Raw genomic sequence first — 25,832 nt, 5'->3', positions numbered from 1 at the left:
CCCGCCGTCGGTTCCGGCGGCGGGCCGCTCCGGTCACTTGGCCGTGGGGAGGACGTTCTCCTTGTACGCGCCCGTCATGTTCCCGGCCGGGGAGAAGCTCACGGCGATGTAGGTGTCGTGCCAGGTGTTGTCGGCGCTGCCGCACACGCGGCCCGCGCCGATTCTGGTGCTGTCCTTCCAGACGAGCTGGGTGAAGTGCCCGATCGCCTTCTTCGGGTCGGTGCTGGCGAACGTCTCGTAGTTGTAGTACTGGATTTCGGCGTACCAGGCGTCGCTCGCCGCCGTGGCCGGTCCCTGGACCGGTTCGGACGAGCTCGACGAGTAGAGGTTCTCCCCGTACCCCCCGGTCCCGTCGTGGACGAGAGCGCCCTTGTCCGCGACGTGCTCGGCGCGGGACTTGGCGTAGTCGACGAGCTGCTGGTCGAGGACCACGGGTGGGACTCCGTGCTTCGCCCGGTGCTGGTTGATGCTGTCCACCATGCCGGTCAGGAATTCCTGGTCGGTGCGATCGGAGTAGCCGGCTTTCATGACGTCCCTTTCTTCGTGTTCATCGATGGCGCCTGGTGATGTCGGCCGGGAAACGCGGGTCGATTTCGTAGTGGGTGTCGTATTGGCTGCTGAACCCGGTCACGCGGACGGTCTCGCCGACGGCGAGCCCGGTGAGGTCGATGCCGGTCTGGGTGTTGACGAAGACGGTGAGCTCGCCCGAGCCGTCGTCGACGAAGAACTTGAACCCGTAGGGCAGATCCGGCGCCGGCGCCCGGGTGATCGTGGCGACCACGCGCACCAGCCGGCCCTCGGAGCTTTCGCCGACGGCACCGGTGGCGAGCAGCAGCGGACGGACGGCGGGGCCGTTGCCGTGCACGACGACGGCGGCCGGGCCGACGGGAACGAGGACGAGCAACCCGGAGCTGTCGCGCAGCGTGCCGGTCACCCGGACCCGCGTGCGCGGCGCGATACCCAGGTCGGCCGCGACGCTGACGTAGATGCCCGCGGTGCGGTCCTGCAGCCCGAAACCCCGGTCGAAGAAGCTGGACTCGAACGCCCCCGAGGGGGTGGTCGCCACCCCGTCGACGGTGACCACCGCGCCCGGCGGCAGGGTGCGCGCCTGCGCGATGGACACCACGCGGTGGGCGGCCTCCACCGCCTGGACGGGCGGTGCGAAGCCGACGGTACCCAAGATCAGGAACAGAACCGAAATGCGGCGCTGCCACGAAGACATCCGGACTTCCTTTCCCCGCATCGCGCCGGGCTCAGCGGTAGCGGCGTTCGAACGCGGTGAACTTGGCTTCCTGCTGCCACTGCAGGCTCGCTTTCGGGCTGCCGTCGAGGAACGTCCGGCAGGCCGGGCCGGGGTGGGGTGCGCCCAGCCGGTCGCGGGCGCACGGTGCGGCCGGCACGAAGGTGTCCGGGCTGCGCCACAGTGACGCGCCGTCGAGGAAGGCGTGCTCCAGGCTGGTGCGGGCCAGGGTTTTCAGGTCGCGGTAGCGCAGGCGGTAGTCGGTGGCCGCGCGCTGGTACTCGTGGGTGAGGTCGATCCGGGAGACGCCCTCGTCGTCGGTGGAGAGGGTGACCGGCACCCGGAACGCGCGGTAGGCCGGGAAGGGGTGGTCCCGGCCGGAGAGCCCGAGGATCTGCTCGTTGCTGCTGAGGTTGATCTCCACCATCACGTGCCGGTCGGCCATCGTGCGCATCAGCTGCGGCCAGTCGTCCTCGCCGAGCACGTCCGCGCCGTGCCCGATCCGCTCCGCCCGGCCGGTGAGCACGGCTTCCCGGATGTGGTAGGTCAGCTCCTCCGGCTTGACCAGGCCGGGCACGAGTTCGCCGGCGTGCAGGGTGATGTGCCCGGTGCGGTAGACGCCACGCAGGTAGTCCAGCATCCGCATGTGCAGCCGGTAGTCGCGGACGGAGACCTCGCCTTCCTCCGGCGAAACCAGGTTCACCGCCACCGTGCGGTGGTCGGCCGCCGCCAGCTCGAAGGCCGACACCATGTACGTGAACACCACGTTGGGCGGGTTGTTCCGGTTGACCTGCTGGATGTACCGCGGGGTCACCCCGCACCCCGGCGACGCCGCCGGCGTGGCGCAGCGCAGCAGTGACCGCAGCCGCGTGGTGTCGGCGTCCACCTCCGTGGTCGCGGCGGCCGTGACGCCCGCCATGGTGCCGCCGGCCAGGACCTGCGCCCGCATCGCGGCGAAGTCGCCGGTGAAGGTGACGCGCTGCGACAGCTCGTACAGCGGCCCGCCCTGCCGGGTCAGCATCGTCTCCAGGTACTGCTCGTTCTGCCGGCCGGCCCGGTCCAGCACGTCGGCCAGCATCTCGACCCGGTGCGCGCCGGTGACCGCGCCGAACTTGCCGAAGGTGGCGAAGAAGTGGTCGTGCCCCGATTCACCCTGTCCCGCCTGGAAACCCTCCATCGACCACGCCATCAGCACGGCCCGGTGGAAAGCCGGGTCCGACGAGGTGTCGGCGGCGGGACGCTGACCCGCACCACACGGCCCGGCCGCCGCGACGAACGTGGTGGTGTGGATGCACAGCCCGTCCTGGGCGGCCAGGGAGATCAGCAGCTCGGTCGACGCCGCCCCGGACAGGTGACTGTGCAGGTCGCCACCCTTGGGCAGGCCCAGCAGGAAGGCCCGCAACCGGGCCGGGTCGTGCCGGACGGAGTCGAGGTAGCGCTCAACGCCCACCTCGGCACCCGGATCCGCCTGCGCGGGCGAGACGACCACCCCCGAAGCCACCAGGCTCAGGAGCCCGGCGGTGACGAGCGACAACCCGAACCGCAGTTTGCGCATGACGATCCTTCCCGGTTACGACGATCCACCCCCACGATGGGCATCCAGGGTCGAAGGTCGCCGAAGCAGGCCCATCCGTTTCGAAATTCAGGGAAACTAGCAGGAAATTGCGCCATTCAGACCATGGAGTTCAATCTGTCGTTGTCATTGATTTGACCATTCAGCGGCCGATGGCTTTCAGAGCCGGGCAGCGTGCTCCGGCCAGACGACCGTGACGTCCAGCCCTCGATTCCTTGCCGCCTCAACGACATCCGCGGTACCGCCGTGTCCGCCGGATGGACCGCCGTCCCAGACCGCGATCATCTTGTCCACAATGGACAGAACGTGTTCGCTGGCGGCCATGTAGGCGTCGCGGTTCGACTCGGTGAACGGCATCGTGCGGACGCTCGCCTCCGCGATCAAGCTGTCGAATTCGGTCGCGTTGCCGGGCTTGACCTTGCGCTCGCGATAGTCTTCCGCGGGCAGCACGACTTCGAGTGACCCCCCCAGCTCCAGAATGACCCTGGCGAAAACCTGGTCGGCGCCTCGGGCCAGGCAGGTAACGCCGACGAGGTCATCGCGCTGTCCTTCCAGGAGCTCGCGGAGCTCGCCGGCCACGAGTCCGGCGGTGGCGTCGGTCAGGTTGGTGTGGCCGGTGATTCCGATGCGCACCACGGAACGTCCTTTTCCTAGACTGCCAGCTTCGCAGCGACGACATCACGGATGTCGCGTACGGCAGGAACCGTAGCGAACGCCCCCGCTTCCCGATGGAAGTCCCGCAGCTTGACCCCGACCCGGCCGGACGTCCACGGCGCAGCGTCAGGCAGGGCCATGCCGATCAGCTCGGCGGCGCGTTCCGGCTCGCCGGTGATCAGGTGGCAGCGGGCCAGCCCGACGAGGTCGAAGACGCGATTGCGGACCCGATCGGGATCGCGCAGGGCGATCGCGCGGCCGATGTAGTCCTGAGCTTGGGCCGCGTGCCGGGCGTCGTGCCGCGACAGGTCGCGGTAGCGGGCGCCGATGACACCCACCAGTTCGGCTTCGTCCAAGCTCCGGACCGAAGGGGTTGCCGCGTCGCCGTCCCGAAGCCCCTCGCCGAAGTAGTCCTCGGCGAGCCGGACGGATCGTCGGAACGCGGGCGCGTCACCGAGCTGGGCGTGCGCCCAGGCCTCGCGGGTGGCCAGGACAGCGCGCAGCCGCGGGCTGGCCGTCCGGCGGGTGGCGTACTGCGCCAGCTGCACGACCTCCAGGCCGTCGGCCGGCCGGTCGAGGTCGAAGCACTGCCTGGCCAGCGACGCGAGGGCGACCGCGGCAAGCGCGTCATCACCGGCGACGTGGGCCAGCTGAGCCGCCAGCTTGAAGTAACGCTGCGCCGCGCCGTGCGCAGCTTCGTCCCAGGCCATCGTTGCGACGATGTCGGCGAGCTCGGCGCCGACGCGGAAGGCGCGACGCGTCTCCGCCGTACCGGACGGAGCCTCCTTCAGGCGGCGAAGGTGGGAGTCGAGCTGCGCCACGGCGGCCGAGCGTGCGACGGAGCCGCTGGCCGAACGCCAGCGACGAACGAACTGGACGAATTCTTCTGCCGAGGTCAGCTCGGCCACGGTAAACGCGGTCGACGTCCACCGCGGCCCAGCCGCAGCGGCCGGCCAGAGGAACGGAGTCAGCTCGGCGGCCAGCGCCGAACCGGCCAGGACAGCGGCAGTCGCGAGCAGGCTCCGGCGGGAGGTCGGCATGAGGTCCTGCTCGGTCGCGGTGACCGCCCTGTCGACGACGGCGTCGGCCTGCCACGCGGTGAACGACGACGGTACGGCCGGGCCGGCGGAACTCGCAGGCGCGGCGAAGCCGAGCGCGGCGTCGTCCGCCGCGCCCAAGACGTGCCGGAGGGCGGCTCGGTAGGCCGCGCTCGGCCATCGGACGACGCCACGTTCGAGCTTTGCCACGTAGTGCGCGTCGAAGGGATACCGGATACGGGTCGTCTCCCACAACCAGCGGGTCACCCCGTCGGCGACATCGGCTCGGGATGCGCGTTCACCAGGCACGCGCGGTGAGGGCAGTCGTTCCCGCGCTGCCCGCAAACGGCGATTCGGCTCTGGCATGCACCCTCCCCGGGTCACGCCGATTGTAGCCAGGCCTGCGCATTGAGTCACCGCGTGAGCTGATCTGCCCCGAGCTGCCCCGTGCGTCCCCGCGACGCCCCGCGGCTTGGCCTCCCTCTCGATGTCAGAGCCGCCGACGCTGAGTTCGTCCAGCGCTTCAAACCGAAGGAGAGATCGATGCCGATCACCACCAGCTCGCACCGGACCGGGCGCGACCTCGCCGAGCGCATCCTGGACCAGGCGTTGGCCTTCCTCGTCGCCTGCAGCTTCAACCTCGGCGTCCCGCTCGCCCCGGGCGAGCTCGTCGACATCGACCGGCACACTTCATCCTCGACACCTACGAGTACGCCGCCTTCTGCGACCTCTGAGGTTCATCCGACGAGGTGACAGTGGTCTAGCTGCCGAGCCAGACATACCGTCGTTTCGGTCGGCCGGCGCCGCCGTATTCCAGGTGGACGTCGGCTTTCCCCGCAGTGACGAAGTGTTCGAGGTAGCGCCTCGCGCTCACCCTCGCGAGCTGTGTCAGCTCAGCGCATTCGCCTGCGGACACACCGTCCGGGCGCTCTCGGAGGATGCGCTCCACGAGTTTGGCGGTTTGGGTGGTCAGCCCTTTGGGAAGGGTGGGTGTCCTGGATGGCCGAGCCCCGAAAACCTGGTCGACATCCGCTTGGCCGGCGTTGGCGAGCTGGCCGAGTTTCTTCTGCAGCGCGGCGAAGTGCGCCAACTGGTCACGCAGCGCGTCATAGGTGAACGGCTTGATCAGGTAGTGCAGGACGCCCCCGCGCATGGCGCTGCGGACGGTGTCCACGTCGGTCGCGGCGGTGATGACGATGATGTCGACCGCCTCGTCGCCGCGGGCCCGCAGTTCTCTGAGGACGCCGATCCCGTCCAGATCCGGGAGGTAGATGTCCAGGAGCACGAGATCGGGCCGCAAGTCGCGCACGGCCCGCAGTGCGTCCATGCCGGTGTGGGCGACGCCGACCACTTCGAAACCGGGGGTGCGCGCGACATACCCACTGTGCACCCGGGCAACCATGAAGTCGTCGTCGACGACCAGCACCTTGATCACACCGGCACCCCGATCGGCAGTGACGCCGTGAACACGGCGCCGTTCTCGTTGTGCACCCGCACCGATCCTCCGCGACGCAGACACGTCTGCCGCGTCAGCGCGAGCCCGAGACCTCGTGATCCGTGTTCGGCAGCCTTGGTGGTGAAGCCGTGCTGGAACACTTCCTCGGCGATTTCCGGAGCCACCCCCGGCCCGGAGTCGCGCACCACGACGATCACCTCGCTCTGCTGCTGCCGCACCTGGACTTCAACCCAGCCGTCCTGGGCTCCCAACGCGTCCAGCGCGTTGTCGATCAAGTTGCCCAGCACTGTCACGAGGTCCGTCGACAGGACCTCGTCGATATCGGCCAAGGTGCTGTCAGCGGCCATCTTGAGACCGATGTTGCGCTCGGCGGCGAGGCTGGCTTTGGCGATCAGCAGCGCCGCCACGGCGGGGTCGCCGATCCGCTCGCTCACCTCGCGTCGCCAGTGGGCTTGGGTCGAGCTGATCCGGTGAACGAAGCCGCGAACTTCGTCGTACTCGCCGAGTTCGATCAAACCGGCGATCGTGTGAAGCCGGTTGCTGAACTCGTGTGCCTGCGCTCGGAGCGTGTCCGTGGCGTGCCGGCTGGCCGCCAGTTCGTCGTGGAGAGTCATCAGCTCGGTGCGATCGCGCACGGTGACGACCGCGCCGTGCACCTCGATCGGCATCCGGTTCAGCGTCAGCACCCGGCCTTCACCCAGCACAAGTTGATCGACACCGATGGTGGCGCCGCTCAGCACGTCGCGCAGGCGGTCGTCGAGGTCCAGCTCCGACACGGACCGGCCGACGCAGCCGGGCGGGAGGGCGAGCAGTTCTCGTGCGTGGTCGTTGGCCAGGGTGATCCGGTTGGCCGGATCGAGACCGATGACACCCTCCTTGATCCCGTGCAGCAAGGCCTCGCGGTACTCCACGAGCGCGGTGATTTCTCTTGGTTCGAGCCCGAGCGTCTGGGTTTTCACCCGGCGGGCCAGCAGGAGCGAGCCGACCACCCCGATGATCAGGGCGACGCCGAGCAGTCGCAGCGCGTTGTCCGGCGCGTCGAGCACTCCGGCGAAGACGCCGGGCTGCTCCTGGCCGGCGGCGATCACGCCGATCACGCGACCGTGATCACCGATGACCGGCACGTGGGCCACGATCGCTCCGGCGATCTCGCCCACCCACGACCGTCCGCTCAGCGCGGTGCTGGCCCCGACCTCGAGCGGCTCGCCGACCTGGCTGGGGTCCGGTGAGGTCAGCACCTTCCGCGTCGTATCGGCAATGATCACGTAGGTCGCACCGGACAGGCTGCGGGCGTTCTCGGCGAACGGGGCGAGCGTGTAGTGCCGCAACGGGTCTGCGAGCGCGGCTCGGACACCCGCGGTTGCGGCGACGTCTTCGGCTACCGAGAGCATCCGCCGCCCCTCGGTCGTGCGAAAGTTCGCGCTCGCTTGGATGACCGACAGAGTTCCCACTGCGCAAAGCAGTGCAACCACTACGACGAGTTGCCATGCGAGGAGCTGGCGGGCCAGTGATGCTCGTCCGCCCATGACACCTCCCGTGACCACAAAGACCAAAAGAACCGCTACGCCCGTAAGCGGGACATCTCTGTCTACACGAGTGCACCATGTCCAACCACCTGGCAAAGAGGACGGGGAAGACAGTGTCGTCGAAGAACTGGCTGGCGGTCGCAGCGGCGTTGGCCGCTGTCGTCCTGCTGCCGCCACTGCTCACCTCAGGCTCGGAAAGCAGCGCCTCCGGGCAGCTGCGTGCGCTCCGGGTCCTGGTTCCCAATGCCCCTGGTGGGGGCTATGACATCACCGCGCGCACCGCGGCGAAGGCGATGAAGGACGCGGACCTGCTCCGCAACGCCGAAGTCTTCAACCTCCCGGGAGCCGGCGGCACGGTCGGGCTCGGCCGGACGGTCGCCGAACGCGGCAACGGCAAGCTCGTCATGTCGATGGGCCTGGGCGTGGTCGGCAGCGTGTTCACGAACAAAGCACCATCGTCGCTGCTGGACACCACCGCGATCGCGAAACTCATCGAGGAACCGGACATCGTCGTGGTCGGCAAGGACTCGCCGTTCCGGACCCTCGAGCAGCTGGTGGCGGCCTGGAAGGCGAACCCCGGCGCGGTGCCGGTCGGCGGTGGGTCGTCGCCGGGCGGCCCGGACCACCTGGCGCCGATGCTGATGGCCAAGGCCGTGGGCCTGCCGCCCAAGCAGGTCAACTACATCCCCTTCGACGGCGGCGGCGAGCTGCTCGCGTCGGTGCTCGGCGGCAAGGTGGCGTTCGGCGTCTCCGGCATCGGCGAGTACCGCGACCAGATCCAGGCCGGAACCCTCCGGGTTCTGGCCGTGACCAGCGCGAAGCGCATCCCGGGCGTCGACGCGCCCACGCTGGTCGAAGCGGGCGTCGACGTCAAGTTCAGCAACTGGCGCGGGATCGTCGCCCCGCCGGGAATTCCCGATGTCGACCGCACGCGGCTGGTCGAGCTCTTCTCCCAGCTGCACCAGACCCCACAGTGGCGCGAAGCCCTGCAGCGCAACGGCTGGACCGACGCGTTCGCCCCGGGAGACGAGTTCGGCGCATTCCTGAAAGAGGAGAACACGCGAGTGGCGACGGTGTTGCACGACTTGGGGCTGGCATGAACAAGACCTGGCTGAAGGAGCGGTCCGAGCTCGGTGTCTCCGCCGTGCTCGTCGGGCTCGGCGTGCTGGTCCTGGTGGATGCGCTGACCATCCACACCGACTTCGCCCAGCGCGGTCCGGTCGGCCCCAAGGCCGTACCCGTCCTGGTTGGTTCGCTGCTCATCGTGGTGGCGCTGCTCCTGGCCAGGGATGTGCTGCGCGGTGGGCGAGGGGAGGCCGAGGGCGGTGAGGACGTGGACCTCAGCGCGCCCGCCGACTGGCGGACGGTGCTGCTGCTGTGTGCGGCGTTCCTGGCCAACGCCGCGTTGATCGGCGTGGCCGGGTTCCCGATCTCCGGTGCCGTCCTGTTCTGGGGCGCGGCCTACGCCCTGGGCAGCAGGCACTTCGTCCGCGACCCCCTCATCGCCGCGGGTCTGTCGGTGGCGACGTTCCTGATCTTCAACAACCTGCTCGGCGTGCCGCTGCCCGGTGGCCCCTTGATGGAGGTGCTCTGACGTGGACTCCTTCGACCAGCTCCTGACCGGCTTCGGCACGGCGCTGACTCCGACCCACCTGGCGTTCGCCGCGATCGGGGTCCTGCTCGGCACCGCCATCGGCGTCCTGCCGGGCATCGGACCGGCGATGGCGGTCGCGCTGCTGCTGCCCGTCACCTACGGGCTCGAGCCGACCGGCGCGTTCATCATGTTCGCGGGCATCTACTACGGCGGGATGTTCGGCGGCTCCACCACCTCGATCCTGCTCAACACGCCGGGGGAAAGCGCGGCCGTGGTCGCCGCCATCGACGGCAATCCCATGGCACGCCGAGGGCGCGGTTCACAGGCACTGGCGGCCGCCGCCATCGGTCACTTCGTCGGCGGCATCATCGGCACAATGCTCCTCGTGCTGCTCGCCCCCACGGTGGCGAAGTACGCCGTCAACATCGGGGCGCCGGACTTCTTCGCGATCATGGTGCTCGCCTTCGTCGCCGTCACGTCGGTGCTGGGTGCGTCGCGCATCCGCGGCTTCGCGTCGTTGCTGATCGGGCTCACCCTCGGCCTGGTCGGACTGGACGAGATGACCGGCCAGCAGCGGCTGACCTTCGGGTCGTTGGACCTTTCCGACGGCATCGACGTGGTGATCGTCGCCGTCGCCCTCTTCGCGGTCGGCGAGTCCCTCTGGGTGGCTGCCCACCTTCGGCGCACCACGAGCGAGCCCATCCCGGTCGGGCGGCCGTGGCTGAGCAAGGCCGACCTGCGGCGGACCTGGAAGCCCTGGCTGCGTGGCCCGCTCATCGGCTTTCCCTTCGGGGCGATTCCCGCCGGTGGTGCCGAGATCCCCACGTTCCTGTCCTACGTGACGGAGAAGAGGCTGTCGAAGCATCGCGACGAGTTCGGCAAGGGCGCGATCGAGGGCGTCGCCGGCCCGGAAGCCACGGCATCGGCGTCCGCGGCGGGCACGCTCGTGTCGATGCTGACCCTGGGGCTGCCGACCACCGCGGTGGCCGCGGTGATGCTCGCCGCCTTCCAGCAGTACGGGATCCAGCCGGGGCCGCTGCTGTTCGAGCGGGAGTCGTCGCTGGTGTGGGGGCTGATCGCGTCGCTGTTCATCGGCCTGACGTTGTTGCTCGTCCTCAACCTGCCGCTGGCGCCGCTGTGGGCCAAACTGCTGCGGATTCCCCGGCCGTACCTGTACGCCGGCATCCTGTTCTTCGCCAGCGTCGGCGCCTACGCGGTGAACGCCGACGTGTTCGACCTGCTGGTCATGTTCGCCATCGGCGCCATCGGGTTCGTCATGCGCCGTTATGGTTTGCCGGTGCTCCCGGCGATCATCGGCGTCATCCTCGGGCCGGCCGCCGAACAGCAGATGCGGCGAGCGCTGCAGCTCAGCGACGGCGCACTCTCCGGGTTGGTGAACACCTGGCTGTCGGTCGCCATCTACGTGGTCGTCCTCGCCCTGCTGGTGTTGCCGTTGATCCGCAAGGCCATCGTGTCGGCCAAGTCCGGTTCAACTTCAGGTTCTGATCGGGAGCACGTCGACAGTTAGGTTCTACCTCGACGAGCCATCGGGATCACCCCGCCAATGCCACCATTCCCAAACCGGATCGCCGAGATCAACGCGTGCCACAAATTCACTGCCAGAAACTACTTCACCAAAATTAGTGTCCACCACAGCGGGCGCATTGGCAGAAATGAGTCTGACAATTGACTCCGCAAGGGCAGGGTCTCGATAATCCACCGAGAATGCCGTGAACGAAGTCCTGGGTATCAACTCTTCGGGCCACTCCTCAAAAATTAACTCCTCATCCGGGTCAACAACACAAACGTAAGCGCTCGAGGTCGCCTGCGAAACCTCGAGGCACCTATCCGTCAAGGAAACCCGGTGAGAGGACTTCAGGGAGTCCGCGACCACATCGAGGTTCCAGCCCTCCGCAGAAACAACAATTACCAGCGTCTCCATTGGCTACAACTCTCCTTAATCGTACGCCGGCCGACACTTCCTCCCATTGCGACCGACACACGATGGGCTATCCGCCGGCCGCCCAGGCTATGAGCTCATCCATATTCTTGAATACTGGCACGCCCAGCTGTTCAATCCCTCGGGTAACGTGGGGACCCATATTGGGACCATAAACCGCAACGCGAGCCCCACCGGACGTGGGCAGGACACGGTCCCGAATCTGCGAAGTCTTGCCACTTCCGTTCCCAGCGGTCACCTCGATGACAAAATTGTCTCCATAGACATCATGATCCGACCAAGTCGTCCCGTCCGCACGAGACACCTTTCGCCCCATGCCTTTTACCAGATCCGGGTGAGCAGCCTCAATAGCATTCGCTACGACGTCTTCAAGAGGATGCTCGCCCATCCCTGTCCATTTCCCACAGTTGTGGGCAGGGACCGAAGTGGCGCCCGCGGGGACATAGTACGTGTGAGCACCGTCGACGGAGAGGTTGCCGCGGATGCAGCCGGCGGCCGCCTCCGCCAGGATTTTCGCTTCTGCCGTCAGTGCCGCCTTCACCTCGGGGGCAAGGTGGGCCGACTGGAGGGCGGCCAGAGCCGGCGTGAGATCCCGGCCGGCGGCGATCGACAGCCTGAGGTCGCGGATGGTCAGTGCGGCAGCCCGGAGTTCCTCGGCCCCGACGAACAGCGATGCCGTCCACAAGCAGCCGGACAGCTGGAGGTTGCCGCAGTCCCGCATGTCGGACAGGATCTGGAACACCAGGTTGGGGATGAAGTTCTCGATGAACTCCCTGGCGCTGGTGAACAGGTACCTGGCGACGTCCGCACGGGTGATGTGGATCGTGCGCTCGACCGGGAAGTCGGCGATCTCCCGGCGGTCGAGCTGGTCCTCGTCGACGTTCCCCGCGCAGTCCCGCACCGCGACACCGGGCAGCTTGCAGGTGACCGCCCAGTAGAAGACGACACCGGAGAAGTGCACCCGCATCCGCACGTCACACGACGCGTTCGGATCGCTCAGGTCCATCGCGCACTCGTTGAGCTGCTCGTAGGACGTCCGGGACAGCCCGCTGAGGTCGACCCGGACGTTGGCGCCGTCGATCCCACCCGGACCGGCCTCGCCGAGCGCGGCGGCCTCGTCCCGATCCCGCTGCTCCTGCTCGGCGCGCTTGGCCGCGTCTTCGGCCTCCTGCGCGAGGTTCCGGGCGTTGGCGGCGGCCGCCTCGGCGGCGGCCGCGTCCCGCTCGGCCCGGTCCGCAGCGTTCTTCGCGGCATCGGCGTCGGCCGCGGCGGCATCGGCGGCCTTGCGGGCCGACACCGCGTCCTTCTCGGCCTCCGTCGCGGCCTGGGCCGCCGCGTCCGCGTCGGCACGGGCGTCGCGCGCGGCCACGCCCGCCATGAAGGCGTCGTCCTGGGCCTGCTGGTCGATCGCCGTGGTGGCGTCGGCGGCCCGTTGCGTCGCCTGGGCGTCCGCGGCCGCGGCGGCGGCGGACGCCTGCGCGGCCGCGACCGACCGCTGTGCCGATTCGGAGTCGGCGGCGGCCGTGGCTGCGGACTGCGCCGCCGCCTTGGCCGACACGTCGGCGTGCAGAGCGGCTTCGGCGGCGGCACGCGCCGCGCGGGCGGCTTCGTCCGAACGCGCCTTGGCCGCGTTCGCTTGTTGCTGCGCAAGGGTTTCCGCGGTCTGGCCGACCAGCACCGCCATGCCGGCGGAGGAGTCGGTCAGCTGGAACGGCCTGCCCAGGCGGATCGAGGCGTTGGACGCCGTCGCGGTCGCGGCGGCGGAGTCCCGGGCGGCGGCGGCCGCCTCGGCCGCGGCGAAGGCGTGCCCGGCCGTCGTGGCCGCGTCCGCCTTGGCCTGGTCGGCTTCGGCGCGCGCGGTGGCGGCGTCGGCCTTGGCCTGCGCCGACGCGGCGTCGGCCTTGGCCGCCTCCGCCTTGGCCGCCTCCACATTGCGAGCAGCCTGATCCGCGGCCACGATCGCGTCGGCCGCCGCGGCGTGCGCGGCCATCATGGCGGCCCGGCTGGTCCCGGCCGACGACGCGGCGGAATCCGCGGCCGCCTGGGACCGTGACGCTGCCGCGTCGGCCTCCGTGGCCGCGGCCCGTGCCGCCACCGCCGCGGCACCGGCCTGGTCCGCGGCCGCCTGTGCGCTCGTCGCCGCACCGGCCGCCTGGCCGGCCGCCGACCTGGCCTGGTCGGCCGCGGTCCGCGCACCTTGTGCCGCGTCGGTGCCTTCGGCCGCCGCGGCCCACGCCTCGCACGCGTCGGCGCGGGCGTTCGCGGTGTCCCTCGCGGCGGCCGCGGCCACCGCGTTGTTGCGCGCCAGCGTGGCCCGGGACTCGGCGTTTTCCGCCGCCTGCCGCTTCTGCGCCGCGGTCCCGGCGGCCGCTTCGGCATCGGCCCGCCTGGCGGCCGCCGTCTGGGCCTGGGCCTGGGCGTCGGCATCGGCCTGCCGTGCCTTGGCGCGCTGGTTCTCGGCCTCGGTCTTGGCCGCGCCGGCCTTGGCCCGCTCGGCTTCCGCGATCCCGCGCTGGGTGTGCGCGTCGCCCGCGGCGACCTGGGCCGTCTGCTGCGCGCGCTCGGCGGTCTCCCGGTCCTGGTGCGCCCGTGCCGCCGCGGCGGCGGCCTCCGCGGCCTGGGTGGCGGCGGCCTCGGCCGCGGCGTGAGCCTGGTCGGCGGCCTGCTTCGCCGCGGCCTGCCGGAAGGCCGCCTGGGTGGCGTGCGCCTGCGCGGAGGCGCTGGACCACAACGCACCGGCGTCACTGGCCGCGGCGTTGCTGGCGTGGAGCGCGGTCTGCACCGCCGACGCCGACGCCTGCGCGGCGGCCGCGGACGCCGCGGCCACCTGGGCGGACTGCTGCGCGTAGGTCAGGCCCCGGCCGTACGGCGTGCCGTTGGCGGCCGCGATGGCCGCCGCCTGGGACTGTGCGGTGAGGGCGTTGTCCGACTGCGCCTTCGCCGAGTCCGCCGCCCGCTGCGCCACCGGGACCTGCGCGGCGACCCGCCGCTTGGCGGTCGCCAGGTCGTTGGCCGCCCGGGTGCGCAGGGCCTGCGAGGGGTAGCGCGGGTCGGTGGGCGCCGGCCAGCTCCGCTGCCAGTCCAGCAGCTTGCTCACGATCGCGGCCTGGCCGACCGCCTCGATCATCGCGTTCGTGGCCGACTCGAGGTCCTTGGACGCCTGCAGCTCGGCGGCGACCAGGGCGGCCCGCTGCGGCGCCTGCGCGGCAAGCTCGGCATTCCACTCGGTGTCGGCGGCGGTGACGACGGCGCCGAGCACCTGGTTCGGGTCCGCCGGGTTCTCGCTGTCACAGCCGGCGTACCGGATCTTGAGCGCCTCGACCTCCATCCGGAACTCAGCGGACGCGGGTACCGGGGCGGTCGTGGCGAAGCCGCCGTACTGGAGGAACTGCCGGATGTCGTCGGCGGAACGGCCGTTGACCACCATGTCGCCGAAGTAGAAGACGGCCGGGTCGCCGGCTTCCTTCTTCCGGTCGAGGACCACCGTGGCCGCGTCGACCGCCGGCTGGGCCGCCCTCGCCACGAGGTCGGCGTGGACGGCGGCGTCGGCCATGTCCTGACGCTTGTTCTTGTAGTCGAGGAGGTCCGCTTCGAACCAGGGGATGAGGGCGCCCGAATAGGGTTTCAGCACCGCTTCCCACGCCGCGTGCTGGTGGGCCGACACCTCGTTCTCCGCGACGATGGCCTCGCCGTCCCGGCGGTACGCGTCACCGATCGTGCCGAGCTCGAACTCCAGGCCGTAGGCCGCCGCGCGGAGGTCGGCGTCCGAACCGGCCAGCGCCGCGCCGGCGGTGGCCTTGAACTGCGGGCCGCCGGCGTGCATCACCAGCCCGACCCGGCACCGGTCGGTCCTCGCCTGCGTGCCCAGCGGGGAGCGCAGGCCGGGGGTGTCGTCCTGCTGCGCGGCCGGCGCGGGGCTGTTCGCCACCGACGCCGCGTTCGACTCCGAGGCCACGCACAGGGCCGTCAACGTCACGGCAAGAGCGGCCAGCGAGCGGGACACCCCGCTTCTCTTTTTGCGCGCACGAAACAGGCCAGCTCTTGGCACCACGAACCCCCCAGGACGAACCAGACACCGCGTCTGATCAAGACTGATCGGGAACACTAGCCACAAAGGACACAAGGCGGCAATAGCCGCTCCGGGGTTACGCCATCCGACGCACGCCGTTCGATTCCCCGGACGCCGTTCGGCTCAGCGGGGGCCGGAGAACCGGGCCCGGCACCTCGATCGTGCACTGCTGCCGGGTCGCCGAGCGGCTTGCTCGACGATCGGCTGACTCACTGGGACGCGGTCGAGGCGTGCCGGCACGCCAGTCAGCTGGTGTTCATCGCCGACGACGTCTTCGACCGCATCAACGACCACGGCTACCTCTTGCCGGCGCAGCTCACGAGGGATGCCGTCTGGTGAGGATGCTGTACGTGCCCCCGACGGGACTCGAACCCGCACTGAATCGATTTTAAGTCGACTGCCTCTGCCGGTTGGGCTACGGGGGCACCGCACACTCTAGGTGATCAGGCCGGACGGTTGTCCAGTGCGCCGTGCTATTCCGCCGGGAGCTGGGGCTCTTCGCCGTCCAAGAGGCCGGGGCCGGGCTCTCCTCGGCGCCAGTCCTCCGATCTGCGGCGGCGGCGTTCCTGCTCCCTCGCTATCCAATCGCGGCCCTCCGCCGAGACCGCTTCCAGCACGTGCAGTGCGCCCGCGATGCCCGATGACTCCAGGGCCAGGCGCTGCAGCATGGCCTCGTTCTCCAGGCTCTCGTCCGTCAGGCCTTCGAAACCCTCGGCGACGACCGAAATCTGCTCGCCGCTGACCAATGTCAGCCGGAATGCGCGCTTTCGGACCGACTGGGTCTGCTGGAGCACCGCGTTGTCGCCGTTGAGGATCTGGTAGTGCCACCCGTCCGCGTAACGGACGCCGACTTCGGCGACGCGGGCCGCGGAGAGGGCGTCGTAGCGGAACGATGTCCGGCGCTCGTCGTGGACGTCGGCCTTGAGGAAGTCCAAGTCCACCTCGATTTCGCGGACGCCGCTGTGCGTCAGGAGGAACACGAGGATCACGTAGCGCGAGTAGCGCATCGGACCGCCGAGAACGCGGGCGCGCCTTGCGTTGGCCGCTCCCTCCGTCAGCACCACGTGCGCCACCAGGTCGCGGTTGGTCAGCGCGCACCGGCGCAGGGCTTCGGTTTTGAGGTGTGACTTGTCCAGGTCGAGCCACCAAGCCATCTCGGCGTCGTCGGGGCGGTCCGCGAGCACCTGGGACCACTCCGCGAACGCCTGCTCCTCCTCTTTCAGCAGCCGGCTGCCGCGTTCGTTCTCCTCGGCCTGGAACTGGTGGGCCACCATGATCCGGAGGCCGTGCTTCATCGCGAAAAAGCCGCCTATGCCGAGGAAGAACGCCGCTCCGGTGAAGCTGCCCGAGCCACTGAGCATGATCAGCGCGCCGACGATCGCGACGGCGATCCCGGCGCGGTGGACGAAGAGACTGATCGCGGACGGGCGGACCTCGTCGCGGTAGGCGTACAGGGTGCCGTTGCGCCACTGCGCGGCCACCCGGCGGGCGTGCCACCGGATCAGCCAGTTGACCGCGTCCGCTTCGACCTGCGCGTTGCCGAACAGGGTCACGAACCGCCACTTGTAGTACTCGCAGATGCCACGGGTGTCGTTCACCCAGCTGCCCGGTGTGTGCGGCCGCGCGTCCCAGAAGCGCGCCTCCACCAGTTTGTGGATCTGCTCGACGAACCGGGACGACACCCAGTGGCCGGGCGAGACGGCGGGCTGGAACTGCAGCGGGACGCCGTGCTCGCGGTCGCGGGCGACCAGCCGCATCGTGCCCAGTTCCTGCTCGCGGCCCGCCCAGATCGCGCCGGCGAACCCGGCCGCCATGACGAGCAGGGCGGCGATGCCGACCGCGGGACGGCCGTCGCCGAACCCGCTCAGGAACGCGATGGTCCCGAAGAGCACACCCGCTCCGCCGAGGCCCGCCTTCACCCACTCCGCCGACGGGACGGCCGCGCGCGCGGGCACGAAGTACCGCGGCACCGCGGGATCCGGCTCGAAGAACTTCCACGCCCGGCCGGCCCGGTCGTGCGCCAGCCGCTCCGTCCGGACGCGCTCGGCGTCCACCGCGTCCACGCTGTCCTGGAGCGCACCGCCGAGGGCGAGCGCGAGGTGCCGCGTGATCTCGTTCTGCCTCTCCCGGGGCAGGTCCTGCAGGTTCGCCATGGCCTTCGCCAGGTCGGCGGCGTCCAGTGCGCTGCCCATCTCCTGCCGCCACACGAAGGACATCAGCTCCCACACCACGCCCAGCGCGCCACGCCACTCGTCGTGGCCGAATCGCCGGGCCGTCAGGTCCGCCATCCGGAACCGCGCGTACACGTCGTCGCTGATCTCGTTGAGCGACCGGTCACTGAGGACGGACAAGGCGTAGTAGTAGGCGAGCTCGGTGGACGCGTGTCCGTGCTGCAGCAGCTCCTGGAGGAGCGTCTCGGCCATGCGCGGGGTGCCACCGCGCAGGTGGTTCAGCGCGACCTGGAACCGCCGCTCCGGCGGATCCGAGGGATTGATGTGGTAGGTCGTCTCGTGGCGGTGGAACGTGCCGCCGTAGATCGCGCCGATCTGCTGCTCGACGTGGGATTCGCCGGACGCCTGGTTCTGGAAGCCGGGGTGCGGGACGCTCATGCCTGCCTCCGGGGAGATCGCTGGGTCACGTGGAAGTCCCCGTAGACGGCGCCCACCTGCTGCCCGACGTACGCGTTGTCCTTGGCCACGTTGGTGAAGCTCGCCGCCGGCACGTCGGCGGGCTCGTCCTGACGGGCACCGCCGGCGTCCCCGATCCCGGCGGCGAGCGCACGGACGAAGTCCGCCGCGTTGCCGGCGGCGACCGCCTGCCAGTCCGACTCGTCCGCCAGGTCCTTGGCGCCGTCCGCGCGGTCGCTGATCCCGCGGACGGTCAGCGCCGGGACGTCGTCGTTGAGGTGCCCGGTCAGCGCGAACCCGGCGCTCTCCATTTCGACCGCCACCGCGTCGTTGTAGTTGTCCCACAGGTACCGCGCGACCGCGGAGTTCCGCCCGTCGACCACCACCTCGCCCGCCGCGACCGGCTCGAAGTGGACTTCCGGCACGCTCTCCGCGCCGCCCCGGTTCCCGGCCCTGGCCAACGCCCGCGCAAGTTCCAGCAACCGGTACGAAGGTTCCCAGGCCTCCGGCCGGCTGCGGAAGCCTTCGTCGTCGCTGCGGCCACCGTGGTAGGCGTAGACCTTCCGGGCGACGACGACGTCGCCGAGCCGGAGCCAGTCGCGCAGCCCGCCGGCGACGCCGGTGAACAGGACCGCGGACGGCGAGAACTCCGCGACCGCGCGTTCCGCGATCGCGGCGGCGCGGGCGTTGCCCATACCCACCATGCCGAGCGCGGCCGGGCGACCGGCCAGCTCGCCGACGTCGAACACCGTGCCCGCCCGGTGCACGTGCCGCCGCACCCCGGTCATCCGGGCGCGCACCGCGGCGCGCTCCACTTCCATCGCGGTCAGGATCACCAGCACGGGACGGCCGTCCCTTCTTTCCGCTCTGCCATGACGATCTCCCTCTGTTCGCCGGTAGCCGCACTGGACTGTTTTCGTCAACAAGACGAATATTGGGCCGCTGCGTACACTGTGCAATATGGACACTTCACCGACCACGAGCGGCCGGGTGACCGGACGTGCCTGAGCCCGCCGAGTGGACGATTCCCGAGGTCGCGGTCGCCGTCGACCTGGCCATCCTCACCGTGCACGACGGCTCGCTGCAGATCATGCTGGTGAAGCGGGGAATTCCGCCGTTCGAGGGCATGCCGGCCCTGCCCGGCGGCTTCCTCGCGTCGACGTCGGAAGACCTCGACCACGCCGCGGCCCGCGAACTACACGAAGAGACGGGCCTCGACGCGCAGGCGTTACACCTGGAGCAGCTGCGCACGTACGGGACACCGGGCCGGGACCCGCGGCGGCGCGTGATCACGATCTGCTACGTCGCCTTCTCGCCCCAGCTCCCGGTTCCCGTGGCCGGCGGTGATGCCCGCGAAGCGGTCCTCATGCCCGTGGCGAAGGTGCTGAAACCACGCACCCGGATCGCGTTCGACCACAAGAGGATCATCGCCGACGCGGTCGAACGAGCCCGCAGCAAGCTCGAGTACACCACGCTCGCGGCGGCCTTCTGCGCACCGGAGTTCACGATGACCGATCTGCGCGAGGTCTACGAAATCGTCTGGGGCGAACAGCTCGACCCGCGGAACTTCCACCGCAAGATCATCGGCGTCGAGGGATTCCTGATCCCGACCGGGAAGCGGGTTTCGCGACAGCCCGGCCGGCCGGCCGCGCTCTACCGCCGCGGTCCCGCCACCGCGCTCCACCCGGCCATGCTCCGGTCCCGCCCGTAATCGTCACCTTGACGTTAACCAGCCGGGCGGGCTACCGTCGTACCGACCTTAATCGTCACTCTGACGGGAAGTGCCGGCATGGAGATCCACTGCAAGGCGCGGTTCGCGGTCCGGACGGTGGCACTGGCCTTCACCGCGGGCGCGGTGCTGGGCGCGAGCGTGACCGGATACGCCGCATCGTCCGGGCCGAGCGAGCCCGCGCCGCACAGCGCCGTCGCCCCGCCCGCCGCGGGATCGGCCACCGAACCGCACGACGGCTGAGACGCCGAGAGCCCCCGGTCACGGGACCAGGGGCTCTCGAAAGCGGGCGCTCAGGACTTCGAGACGCGCGCGAACTCGTCCTTCGGGTTGTTGATCTGCCCGAGCGAGATCACCTCGCGCCGGAACAGGCCACCCAGGATCCAGTCGAACAGGATGCGGATGCGGCGGTTCCAGGTCGGCATCGCCTTGAGGTGGTAGGCGCGGTGGAACAGCCACGCCGGGAAGCCCTTGATCTTCAGGTTCAGCGCGTCGGCGACGCCCTTGTGGAGGCCGAGGCTGGCCACCGCGCCGAGGTTCTTGTGGTAGTAGTCCTTCGGCTTGCCGCCGCGCAGGACCTTGATGATGTTCTTCGCCAGCAGCCGGGCCTGGCGGACCGCGTGCTGCGCGTTCGGCGGGCAGGTCGCCGTCGGGTCCTCTTCGGTGCGCGAGAGGTCCGGGATGGCCGCGTTGTCGCCCGCGGTCCACACGTCCGGGTGCCCGACGACCTGCATCGCGGCGGTCGCTTCGAGGCGGCCGCGCTTGTCGACCGGCAGGTCCGACTGGCCCACCACCGGGTTGGCCTTCACGCCCGCGGTCCAGATGATCGTGTCGGTGTCGAACTCGGTGCCGTCCGAAAGCACGACGTGGCCGTTCTCGAACGACTTCGCCGCCGTCGACAGGTAGACCTCGATGCCGCGCTTCTCCAGCTGCTCGACCGTGTAGACGCCCAGCGTCTCGCGGACCTCGGGCAGGATCCGGCCGGCCGCCTCGACGAGCACCCAGCGGATGTCGGAGACCTGGATGTTCGGGTAGTAGTTCTCCACCGCGAACCGGGTCATGTCCTCGAGCTCGGCCAGCGCCTCGATGCCGGCGAAGCCGCCGCCGACCACCGTGAACGTCAGCAGGCGCTTGCGCAGCTCGGGGTCGAGCGTGCTGGCCGCCTCGTCGAGCTTGGTCATGATGTGGTTGCGCAGGTAGATCGCCTCGCCGATGGTCTTGAAGGCGATGCCCTCCTCGACCAGGCCCGGGATCGGCAGGATGCGCGCGACGGCGCCGAGGGCGACGACCAGGATGTCGTAGCCCAGCTGCTCGATGTGGCCGTCGGCCGCCTCGACCGTGACGGACTTCTTCTCGTTCTCGATCTTGGTGACGCGCGCGGTCAGCACGTGGCAGCGCTTGAGCACCCGCCGCAGCGGCACGACCACGTGCCGGGGCTCGATCGCGCCGGCCGCGGCCTCCGGGAGGAACGGCGCGTAGGTCATGTGGGGCTGCGGGTCAACGACGGTCACGGAGGCCTCGTTGGCCCGGAGCATCTTCTGGAGGCCGTACGCCGTGTAGAGCCCGACGTACCCACCACCGAGGACGAGGATCCGAGTCGGTTCCGACTTCGACTTCGCAGCAGCCATGTCCTCATGGTGACACCTTCGCCACGACCTCGCTCGGGGGCCCCATCCCGCTGTGACCAGGGTCGCTGCGGTTTCCGTAACGATTCAGTCGTGCGCTGTCACCGAGGTCGCGGCGCGGAAGACGTCCGCCACCATGGCGTGGGTCACCCGGCGCGTCTGGACATTGCGTGGTGAGACGTGATAACAGCCGAAAAGCCGCAGGTCGCCCAGCTCCACGACGGCCCCGTGCGCGAACGCCGGACGCGGCTGCGGGACCGGCCAGCCGGCCGCGGACAGCACGGGCAGTGACGCCTGCCAGCCGAACGCGCCGAGCACCACGACCGCCCGCAGTGTCGGACGTAACAGCGCCAGCTCCTCCGCCAGCCACGGGCGGCAGGTGTCGCGCTCGGCCGGCGTCGGCTTGTTCTCCGGCGGCGCGCACCGCACGGGCGAAACGAGGCGCGTGCCGTACAGCTCGAGGCCGTCGCCGATGGCCGTCGCCGTCGGCTGCGAGGCGAGCCCGACCTCGTGCAGGACCCGGAACAGGAAATCACCCGATGGGTCGCCGGTGAACATCCGGCCGGTGCGGTTCGCGCCGTGCGCCGAGGGCGCCAGGCCGACGACGGCGAGCGACGCGTCCGGCGGCCCGAAGCCCGGCACCGGGCGCGCCCAGTACTCCTCGCCGCGGAACGCGGCCTTGGTGCCCGCGACGCCCTCGCGCCAGGCCACCAGCCGCGGACAGGCGCGGCAGCCCGCCACTGCCGCGTCCAGCTCGGGCAGCGACCTCATCGCAGCGCCACCCGGGACAGCCGGTCGGCGTGCCGCGTGGTCTCGGGCAGCCGGTAGCGCGGGGTCAGTGCCAGCGTCAGCCGGCAGGCGTGGGCCAGGTCGATCCGGTGACCGGCCGAGACGTACACCGGTTTGACGCCGTCCTGCGTCCGCAGCACGGCACCGACTTCTTCCCCCGCGTCGATCAGCGGCTCCGCCGACCCGCGCGTGAACGCCGGGGCGGCGTGCGTGCCGACGAAGCGCGTCTTGCCGACGCCGAACGCGGGCAGCCCGGTCAGCACGCCGAGGTGGCAGGCCAGGCCGAAGCGCCGCGGGTGGGCGAGACCGTGGCCGTCGCAGACCAGGACGTCGGGGACGCGGTCCAGGAGGTCGAGCGCGGCCAGCAGCGGCGGCAGCTCACGGAAGGCGAACAGGCCCGGCTCGTACGGGAAGACGGCCTTCGCGCGGTGGGTCCGTTCCTCGACCACGGTGAGCCCGGCGGTTTCGAGGGTGACGACCGCCGCGGCGATGCCGCCGGCGTCGTCGTAGGCGACGTCGAGGCCGGTGACGGTCGGCGGCAGCTCGGGACAGTCGTCGGCGAGCCGGACCCGGCCGCGAAGCCGGTCCTGCTCGGCGAGCGCCGCCTCGACCGTGGTGGGCCAGTCCCCGGTGTGCACGAGCTCACCCTTCCACAACTAAGTTGGGTCCATGGCGGACAGCACCCCCGAAGAGGCCCCCGAGCCGAAGGCCGCGGAGCCGACCGAGATCCCGGCCGACCCGACCGACGACATCGTCACGACCCAGCACACGCTGACCGTGAAGCGGAAGAAACTCGCATACACGGCGAAAGCGGGCCGGGTCGTCCTCCGCAAGGAGATCGTCAAGGACGGCAAGTCCGAGGGCTTCAAGGCGAAGGCCGAGGTGTTCATCACCTCCTACACCCTCGACGACGCCGATCCGGGGTCGCGGCCGGTGACGTTCGCCTTCAACGGCGGCCCCGGCTCGTCGAGCATCTGGCTGCACATGGGCCTGCTGGGGCCGCGCCGGGTGCTCTCGGGCGACGTCGACGACCTGGTGCCGCCGCCGTACGGGCTGGCCGACAACCCCGAGACGCTGCTGGTGCACAGCGATCTCGTGTTCATCGACCCGGTCTCGACCGGCTACTCGCGCGCGTCCGAAGGCGGCGAGACGAAGGACTTCCACGGGTTCAAGGGCGACATCGAATCGGTCGGCGAGATCATCCGGCTGTGGGTGTCGCGCCACCAGCGCTGGCTGTCGCCGAAGTTCCTGGCCGGCGAGTCCTACGGCACGCTGCGCGCCGCCGGGCTGGCCGCGCACCTGCAGGACCGGCACGGGCTCTACCTGAACGGCCTGCTGCTCATCTCGTCGGTCCTCGACCTGGGCACGCTGCAGTTCACGGAGGGCAACGACCTCCCGTACTCGCTGTACGTGCCGACGTACGCGGCGATCGCGCACTACCACGGCCTGCACGGCGACCGCCCGCTCGACGACGTCCTCGCCGACGCCGAGGACTTCGCGGCGAAGGACCTGCCGTGGGCGCTGTCCCGCGGCGCCCGGCTGTCCACTCAGGACCGGACGGAGGCGGTGGCCACGCTGGCGTCGCTGACCGGTCTCAGCGAGTCCTATGTGGACCGGGTGAACCTGCGGATCGAGCACGTCCGGTTCTTCACGGAGCTGCTGCGCGACCGCGGCCTGACGGTCGGCCGCATGGACGGCCGGTTCACCACCTGGGAGCCCGACGGCGGCCGCGAGCACATGAGCGACGACCCGTCGATCTCCCGCGTGATCGGCGCGTACTCGGCGGCGTTCAACCACTACGTGCGGGCCGAGCTCGGGTATTCCAGCGATCTGCCGTACGAGCTGATCAACGAAGACACGTTCAAGGCGTGGTCGTACTCGGACTTCGAGGGCCGGTCGGTCTCGGTGGTGAACTCGCTGAGCGGGGCGATGCGCGCGAACCCGCACCTGAAGGTCCACGTGGCCTTCGGCCACTACGACGGCGCGACGGCGTACTACGCGGCCGAGCACGTGCTGGCCCACCTGCAGATCCCGGAGGAACTGCACGAAAACATCGACACGGCGTACTACCCGGCGGGCCACATGATGTACATCCACGAGCCGACGCGGGTGCAGCAGTCGAAGGACCTGGCGAAGTTCGTCAAGAAGGCGTCGAACCGCTGAGTTCCGCGGTGGTGGTCAGCCCTCCCCGTAGTGGCCGTCCGCGGGGAGGGCGGGAAGCCGGCGCGCCTGGGCGAACCACCCGGCGACGTGCGTGGCCACCGCGAGCACGACGTAGCCGATGAGCCACGGCGCGCCCGGCAGGTCGCCGAACACGAGGTCGGCGAGCACCGGGACCGCGAAAGCCGACGGCATCAGGAGGTGGACGTCGTGGAGCCGCGTCACGACGTCGACCGCCAGTGAGCCCTCGTCCTCGTCTTCGGCCAGGACCGGACGGCGGAGGATGCCGGTCAGGATCACGGCGTCCACCACCGCGCCGAGGGCGAGCAGGCCCAGCCAGAACACCGCCCAGAGCGAGCCGCCGGCCGCCATCGTGACGGCGAGCGCGGCGCCCCCGCCGAACGTGACCAGCAGGGACGTCAGGTACCAGCCGTTCAGCACGTCGCGCCCGGACGGAGGCGGCCGGTGCGGCCGCCGGTCTCCGAGCCAGGCCGCCGCCCGCCGGTCGCCCGCGCGGACGTGCAGCCACGTCGTGAGGAGAGTCGCGGCGACGACGAAGAAGATGTAGCCGCCGTCCGGCAGGTCGTCACCGTCCACGCCGGGCAGGAGCCGCAGGAGCCCGAAGCCGAGTAGGCCGGCGAAGAGCACCGCGTTCAGGGCGAAGACCGCGCCGAAGGCGTCCGGCGACCGCCGCCCGGCGCGGACGCTCAACCGGTAGGTCAGCAGCGTGGCGGGCTCGGCGACCCGGACACCGCGCTTTTCGAGCCACTTGACCGCCGTCTGCTCGGCCTTCGTCAACACGATCATCGGGCGTCCTCCGGCGACGGCCTGCACTCGCCGCGGCCCGGTACCTGTTCGCTCATGGCCCTCCCCTGTCCTGCCCTACACGCCCGACGAGGTGGAAGGGTTTACCGGCCGTAGAACCCGGGCGGCAGCCTTCGGTACCGGCGGCGGGCCAGCAGCCAGCCGATGAGCTGCGTCGTCGTCACGACCACCAGGTACGCCAGGCCGATCCACTCCAGCGGGCCGGGCACCTCCCAGTCGACGACGAAGATCGGCAGGGCCAGCACGGCGTACACGACGCTCGAGGCGAACCGGTACGGGTCCTCGGCCCGCAGCACCTCGTCGACCAGCCGCGACGTCTCGTCCTCGGCGATGACCGGCGCGCGGAGCACCCGGCCCAGCACCAGCGCGGTCGCGCCCGCACCGACCGCCAGCGCGCACGTGTGCACCCCGATCGCCACCGACGGCGAGTACCAGTGGTTCCCGGTTGACCGGGGCTCGGTCAGCAAGGCCGCTGCGCACAGCACCGCCCCGCCGACGAACGTGACGGCCGTCGAAACCAGGTACCACCAGCCGACCTGCCGCACCGCGCTCCGGAGCGGAGGCGGTGCGTCGGCGCCGGTCAAGCGCTCGGCGAGCTGTTCCCGGCGTTGCGCGACCCGCCAGCGCAACACCTGGAACACGGCGAAGAGCACGGGGTAGACCGCGGTCTGCCCCGGCAGGTCCACCGCCTTGAACAAGGCGCCGGCGGAAAACCACAGGACCGCGATGACGATCGCGTAGCCGGCTATCCCCCGCCAGCCGATGGCGCGCCCGCCGATGCGCAGCGCCAGCAACCGCGTCGGCAGCCTCACCCGCACCCCTCGGCGGCCCAGCCACAGCTGTGTGCGGCCGACTTCGAGCACCGTCGGCTCGCCGGGCAACCTCGGGTCCACCGGCAGCGCCGGCTCATGCACGATCAACGAAATCTCCCCCCAGGTCCTGCCATACACGCGGAATGCCCCGGACAG

At 70.3% G+C, this 25,832-nt stretch carries 23 protein-coding genes and 1 tRNA gene; 7 read left to right on the top strand and 17 right to left on the bottom strand.

Going from position 1 to position 25,832, the window contains the following annotated elements; genetic code table 11:
• Nucleotides 1-33: 33 nt before the first annotated feature.
• The 7 genes from ACLJQE_RS22950 to ACLJQE_RS22920 form a co-directional block, all read right to left on the bottom strand.
• Entirely contained in the window at nt 34-528 is a 495-nt protein-coding gene (locus ACLJQE_RS22950; protein WP_410641366.1) for a CAP family protein, read from the bottom strand.
• A gap of 19 nt (nt 529-547) precedes the next feature.
• Nucleotides 548-1,222, bottom strand: a complete 675-nt coding sequence (locus ACLJQE_RS22945) for a hypothetical protein (RefSeq protein WP_410641365.1) — start codon at nt 1,220-1,222, stop codon at nt 548-550.
• A 31-nt stretch (nt 1,223-1,253) separates the two neighbouring features.
• Nucleotides 1,254-2,795, bottom strand: a complete 1,542-nt coding sequence (locus ACLJQE_RS22940) for an adenosine deaminase family protein (protein WP_410641364.1) — start codon at nt 2,793-2,795, stop codon at nt 1,254-1,256.
• Between the two features lie 177 nt (nt 2,796-2,972).
• On the bottom strand, nt 2,973-3,449 hold the full coding sequence (locus ACLJQE_RS22935) for a hypothetical protein (protein WP_410641363.1): 477 nt from the start codon (nt 3,447-3,449) through the stop codon (nt 2,973-2,975).
• 14 nt (nt 3,450-3,463) lie between these two features.
• Nucleotides 3,464-5,191 carry a hypothetical protein gene (locus ACLJQE_RS22930; protein WP_410641362.1) on the bottom strand — a complete coding sequence of 576 codons (1,728 nt, stop codon included), beginning with the start codon at nt 5,189-5,191 and terminating at the stop codon, nt 3,464-3,466.
• Nucleotides 5,192-5,264: 73 nt separating this feature from the next.
• Nucleotides 5,265-5,939 carry a response regulator gene (locus tag ACLJQE_RS22925; RefSeq protein WP_410641361.1) on the bottom strand — a complete coding sequence of 225 codons (675 nt, stop codon included), beginning with the start codon at nt 5,937-5,939 and terminating at the stop codon, nt 5,265-5,267.
• A complete protein-coding gene (locus ACLJQE_RS22920) occupies nt 5,936-7,486 on the bottom strand; it encodes an ATP-binding protein (RefSeq protein ID WP_410641360.1) in 1,551 nt (516 codons plus the stop codon). Before ACLJQE_RS22920 ends, ACLJQE_RS22925 begins: the two co-directional genes overlap by 4 nt.
• A gap of 131 nt (nt 7,487-7,617) precedes the next feature.
• On the opposite strand from ACLJQE_RS22920, the gene ACLJQE_RS22915 reads away from it, so the two are divergent.
• The 3 genes from ACLJQE_RS22915 to ACLJQE_RS22905 are packed head-to-tail and all read left to right on the top strand — an operon-like array spanning nt 7,618 to nt 10,608.
• Nucleotides 7,618-8,586: a Bug family tripartite tricarboxylate transporter substrate binding protein gene (locus ACLJQE_RS22915; RefSeq protein ID WP_410641525.1), complete on the top strand. Its 969-nt coding sequence runs from the start codon at nt 7,618-7,620 to the stop codon at nt 8,584-8,586.
• Entirely contained in the window at nt 8,583-9,080 is a 498-nt protein-coding gene (locus ACLJQE_RS22910) for a tripartite tricarboxylate transporter TctB family protein (protein ID WP_410641359.1), read from the top strand. Before ACLJQE_RS22915 ends, ACLJQE_RS22910 begins: the two co-directional genes overlap by 4 nt.
• Before the next feature lies 1 nt (nt 9,081).
• Entirely contained in the window at nt 9,082-10,608 is a 1,527-nt protein-coding gene (locus ACLJQE_RS22905) for a tripartite tricarboxylate transporter permease (protein ID WP_410641358.1), read from the top strand.
• A 3-nt stretch (nt 10,609-10,611) separates the two neighbouring features.
• Here the strand turns inward: ACLJQE_RS22905 and ACLJQE_RS22900 are convergent, their stop codons facing one another.
• Nucleotides 10,612-11,022, bottom strand: coding sequence for a hypothetical protein (locus ACLJQE_RS22900; RefSeq protein WP_410641357.1), 411 nt, complete (start codon nt 11,020-11,022; stop codon nt 10,612-10,614).
• A gap of 67 nt (nt 11,023-11,089) precedes the next feature.
• Nucleotides 11,090-15,043 (bottom strand): hypothetical protein, encoded by a 3,954-nt coding sequence (locus tag ACLJQE_RS22895; protein WP_410641356.1) that lies wholly within the window; start codon nt 15,041-15,043, stop codon nt 11,090-11,092.
• Nucleotides 15,044-15,298: 255 nt separating this feature from the next.
• On the opposite strand from ACLJQE_RS22895, the gene ACLJQE_RS22890 reads away from it, so the two are divergent.
• Nucleotides 15,299-15,448, top strand: a complete 150-nt coding sequence (locus ACLJQE_RS22890; protein ID WP_410641355.1) for a hypothetical protein — start codon at nt 15,299-15,301, stop codon at nt 15,446-15,448.
• Between the two features lie 12 nt (nt 15,449-15,460).
• Here ACLJQE_RS22890 and ACLJQE_RS22885 read toward each other — a convergent pair.
• The 3 genes from ACLJQE_RS22885 to ACLJQE_RS22875 all read right to left on the bottom strand — a co-directional run bounded on the left by ACLJQE_RS22885 (nt 15,461) and on the right by ACLJQE_RS22875 (nt 18,578).
• Nucleotides 15,461-15,534: transfer RNA gene (locus ACLJQE_RS22885), tRNA-Leu, on the bottom strand.
• A gap of 48 nt (nt 15,535-15,582) precedes the next feature.
• Nucleotides 15,583-17,718 carry a hypothetical protein gene (locus tag ACLJQE_RS22880; protein WP_410641354.1) on the bottom strand — a complete coding sequence of 712 codons (2,136 nt, stop codon included), beginning with the start codon at nt 17,716-17,718 and terminating at the stop codon, nt 15,583-15,585.
• Nucleotides 17,715-18,578 carry a purine phosphorylase gene (locus ACLJQE_RS22875; RefSeq protein WP_410641353.1) on the bottom strand — a complete coding sequence of 288 codons (864 nt, stop codon included), beginning with the start codon at nt 18,576-18,578 and terminating at the stop codon, nt 17,715-17,717. The genes ACLJQE_RS22880 and ACLJQE_RS22875 overlap by 4 nt, the downstream gene beginning before the upstream one ends.
• Before the next feature lie 158 nt (nt 18,579-18,736).
• Here ACLJQE_RS22875 and ACLJQE_RS22870 point away from each other — a divergent pair, with 158 nt between their 5' ends.
• Nucleotides 18,737-19,447, top strand: a complete 711-nt coding sequence (locus ACLJQE_RS22870; RefSeq protein ID WP_410641352.1) for an NUDIX hydrolase — start codon at nt 18,737-18,739, stop codon at nt 19,445-19,447.
• Between the two features lie 78 nt (nt 19,448-19,525).
• A complete protein-coding gene (locus tag ACLJQE_RS22865; protein WP_410641351.1) occupies nt 19,526-19,708 on the top strand; it encodes a hypothetical protein in 183 nt (60 codons plus the stop codon).
• A gap of 50 nt (nt 19,709-19,758) precedes the next feature.
• On the opposite strand, the gene ACLJQE_RS22860 is transcribed toward ACLJQE_RS22865, so the two are convergent.
• The 3 genes from ACLJQE_RS22860 to ACLJQE_RS22850 all read right to left on the bottom strand — a co-directional run bounded on the left by ACLJQE_RS22860 (nt 19,759) and on the right by ACLJQE_RS22850 (nt 22,517).
• Nucleotides 19,759-21,093 carry an NAD(P)/FAD-dependent oxidoreductase gene (locus ACLJQE_RS22860; protein ID WP_410641350.1) on the bottom strand — a complete coding sequence of 445 codons (1,335 nt, stop codon included), beginning with the start codon at nt 21,091-21,093 and terminating at the stop codon, nt 19,759-19,761.
• Between the two features lie 84 nt (nt 21,094-21,177).
• Nucleotides 21,178-21,861, bottom strand: coding sequence for a uracil-DNA glycosylase (locus ACLJQE_RS22855; RefSeq protein WP_410641349.1), 684 nt, complete (start codon nt 21,859-21,861; stop codon nt 21,178-21,180).
• Nucleotides 21,858-22,517 (bottom strand): endonuclease V, encoded by a 660-nt coding sequence (locus ACLJQE_RS22850; protein WP_410641348.1) that lies wholly within the window; start codon nt 22,515-22,517, stop codon nt 21,858-21,860. The genes ACLJQE_RS22855 and ACLJQE_RS22850 overlap by 4 nt, the downstream gene beginning before the upstream one ends.
• Nucleotides 22,518-22,548: 31 nt before the next feature.
• Between ACLJQE_RS22850 and ACLJQE_RS22845 the strand changes: the two genes are divergently transcribed.
• On the top strand, nt 22,549-24,042 hold the full coding sequence (locus ACLJQE_RS22845) for a S10 family peptidase (protein ID WP_410641347.1): 1,494 nt from the start codon (nt 22,549-22,551) through the stop codon (nt 24,040-24,042).
• A 15-nt stretch (nt 24,043-24,057) separates the two neighbouring features.
• Here ACLJQE_RS22845 and ACLJQE_RS22840 read toward each other — a convergent pair whose 3' ends face one another.
• Together ACLJQE_RS22840 and ACLJQE_RS22835 are read right to left on the bottom strand one after the other, a co-directional pair.
• Nucleotides 24,058-24,846: a hypothetical protein gene (locus tag ACLJQE_RS22840; protein WP_410641346.1), complete on the bottom strand. Its 789-nt coding sequence runs from the start codon at nt 24,844-24,846 to the stop codon at nt 24,058-24,060.
• A 101-nt stretch (nt 24,847-24,947) separates the two neighbouring features.
• Entirely contained in the window at nt 24,948-25,784 is an 837-nt protein-coding gene (locus ACLJQE_RS22835; protein WP_410641345.1) for a hypothetical protein, read from the bottom strand.
• Between the last annotated feature and the right edge of the window lie 48 nt (nt 25,785-25,832).

Source organism: Amycolatopsis sp. lyj-346, assembly GCF_046548975.1.
Taxonomy (GTDB): domain Bacteria; phylum Actinomycetota; class Actinomycetes; order Mycobacteriales; family Pseudonocardiaceae; genus Amycolatopsis.
The sequence above is the reverse complement of the archived record's forward strand: the minus strand, read 5'-3'. Positions and strand labels throughout refer to the sequence as shown.

Coding starts and splice junctions, on each gene's coding strand:
- ACLJQE_RS22855 (WP_410641349.1), bottom strand. CDS start 21,861: ATGAGGTCGCTGCCCGAGCTGGACGCGGCAGTGGCGGGCTGCCGCGCC.
- ACLJQE_RS22945 (WP_410641365.1), bottom strand. CDS start 1,222: ATGTCTTCGTGGCAGCGCCGCATTTCGGTTCTGTTCCTGATCTTGGGT.
- ACLJQE_RS22950 (WP_410641366.1), bottom strand. CDS start 528: ATGAAAGCCGGCTACTCCGATCGCACCGACCAGGAATTCCTGACCGGC.
- ACLJQE_RS22920 (WP_410641360.1), bottom strand. CDS start 7,486: ATGGGCGGACGAGCATCACTGGCCCGCCAGCTCCTCGCATGGCAACTC.
- ACLJQE_RS22860 (WP_410641350.1), bottom strand. CDS start 21,093: ATGGCTGCTGCGAAGTCGAAGTCGGAACCGACTCGGATCCTCGTCCTC.
- ACLJQE_RS22840 (WP_410641346.1), bottom strand. CDS start 24,846: ATGATCGTGTTGACGAAGGCCGAGCAGACGGCGGTCAAGTGGCTCGAA.
- ACLJQE_RS22940 (WP_410641364.1), bottom strand. CDS start 2,795: ATGCGCAAACTGCGGTTCGGGTTGTCGCTCGTCACCGCCGGGCTCCTG.
- ACLJQE_RS22845 (WP_410641347.1), top strand. CDS start 22,549: ATGGCGGACAGCACCCCCGAAGAGGCCCCCGAGCCGAAGGCCGCGGAG.
- ACLJQE_RS22865 (WP_410641351.1), top strand. CDS start 19,526: ATGGAGATCCACTGCAAGGCGCGGTTCGCGGTCCGGACGGTGGCACTG.
- ACLJQE_RS22910 (WP_410641359.1), top strand. CDS start 8,583: ATGAACAAGACCTGGCTGAAGGAGCGGTCCGAGCTCGGTGTCTCCGCC.
- ACLJQE_RS22880 (WP_410641354.1), bottom strand. CDS start 17,718: ATGAGCGTCCCGCACCCCGGCTTCCAGAACCAGGCGTCCGGCGAATCC.
- ACLJQE_RS22900 (WP_410641357.1), bottom strand. CDS start 11,022: ATGGAGACGCTGGTAATTGTTGTTTCTGCGGAGGGCTGGAACCTCGAT.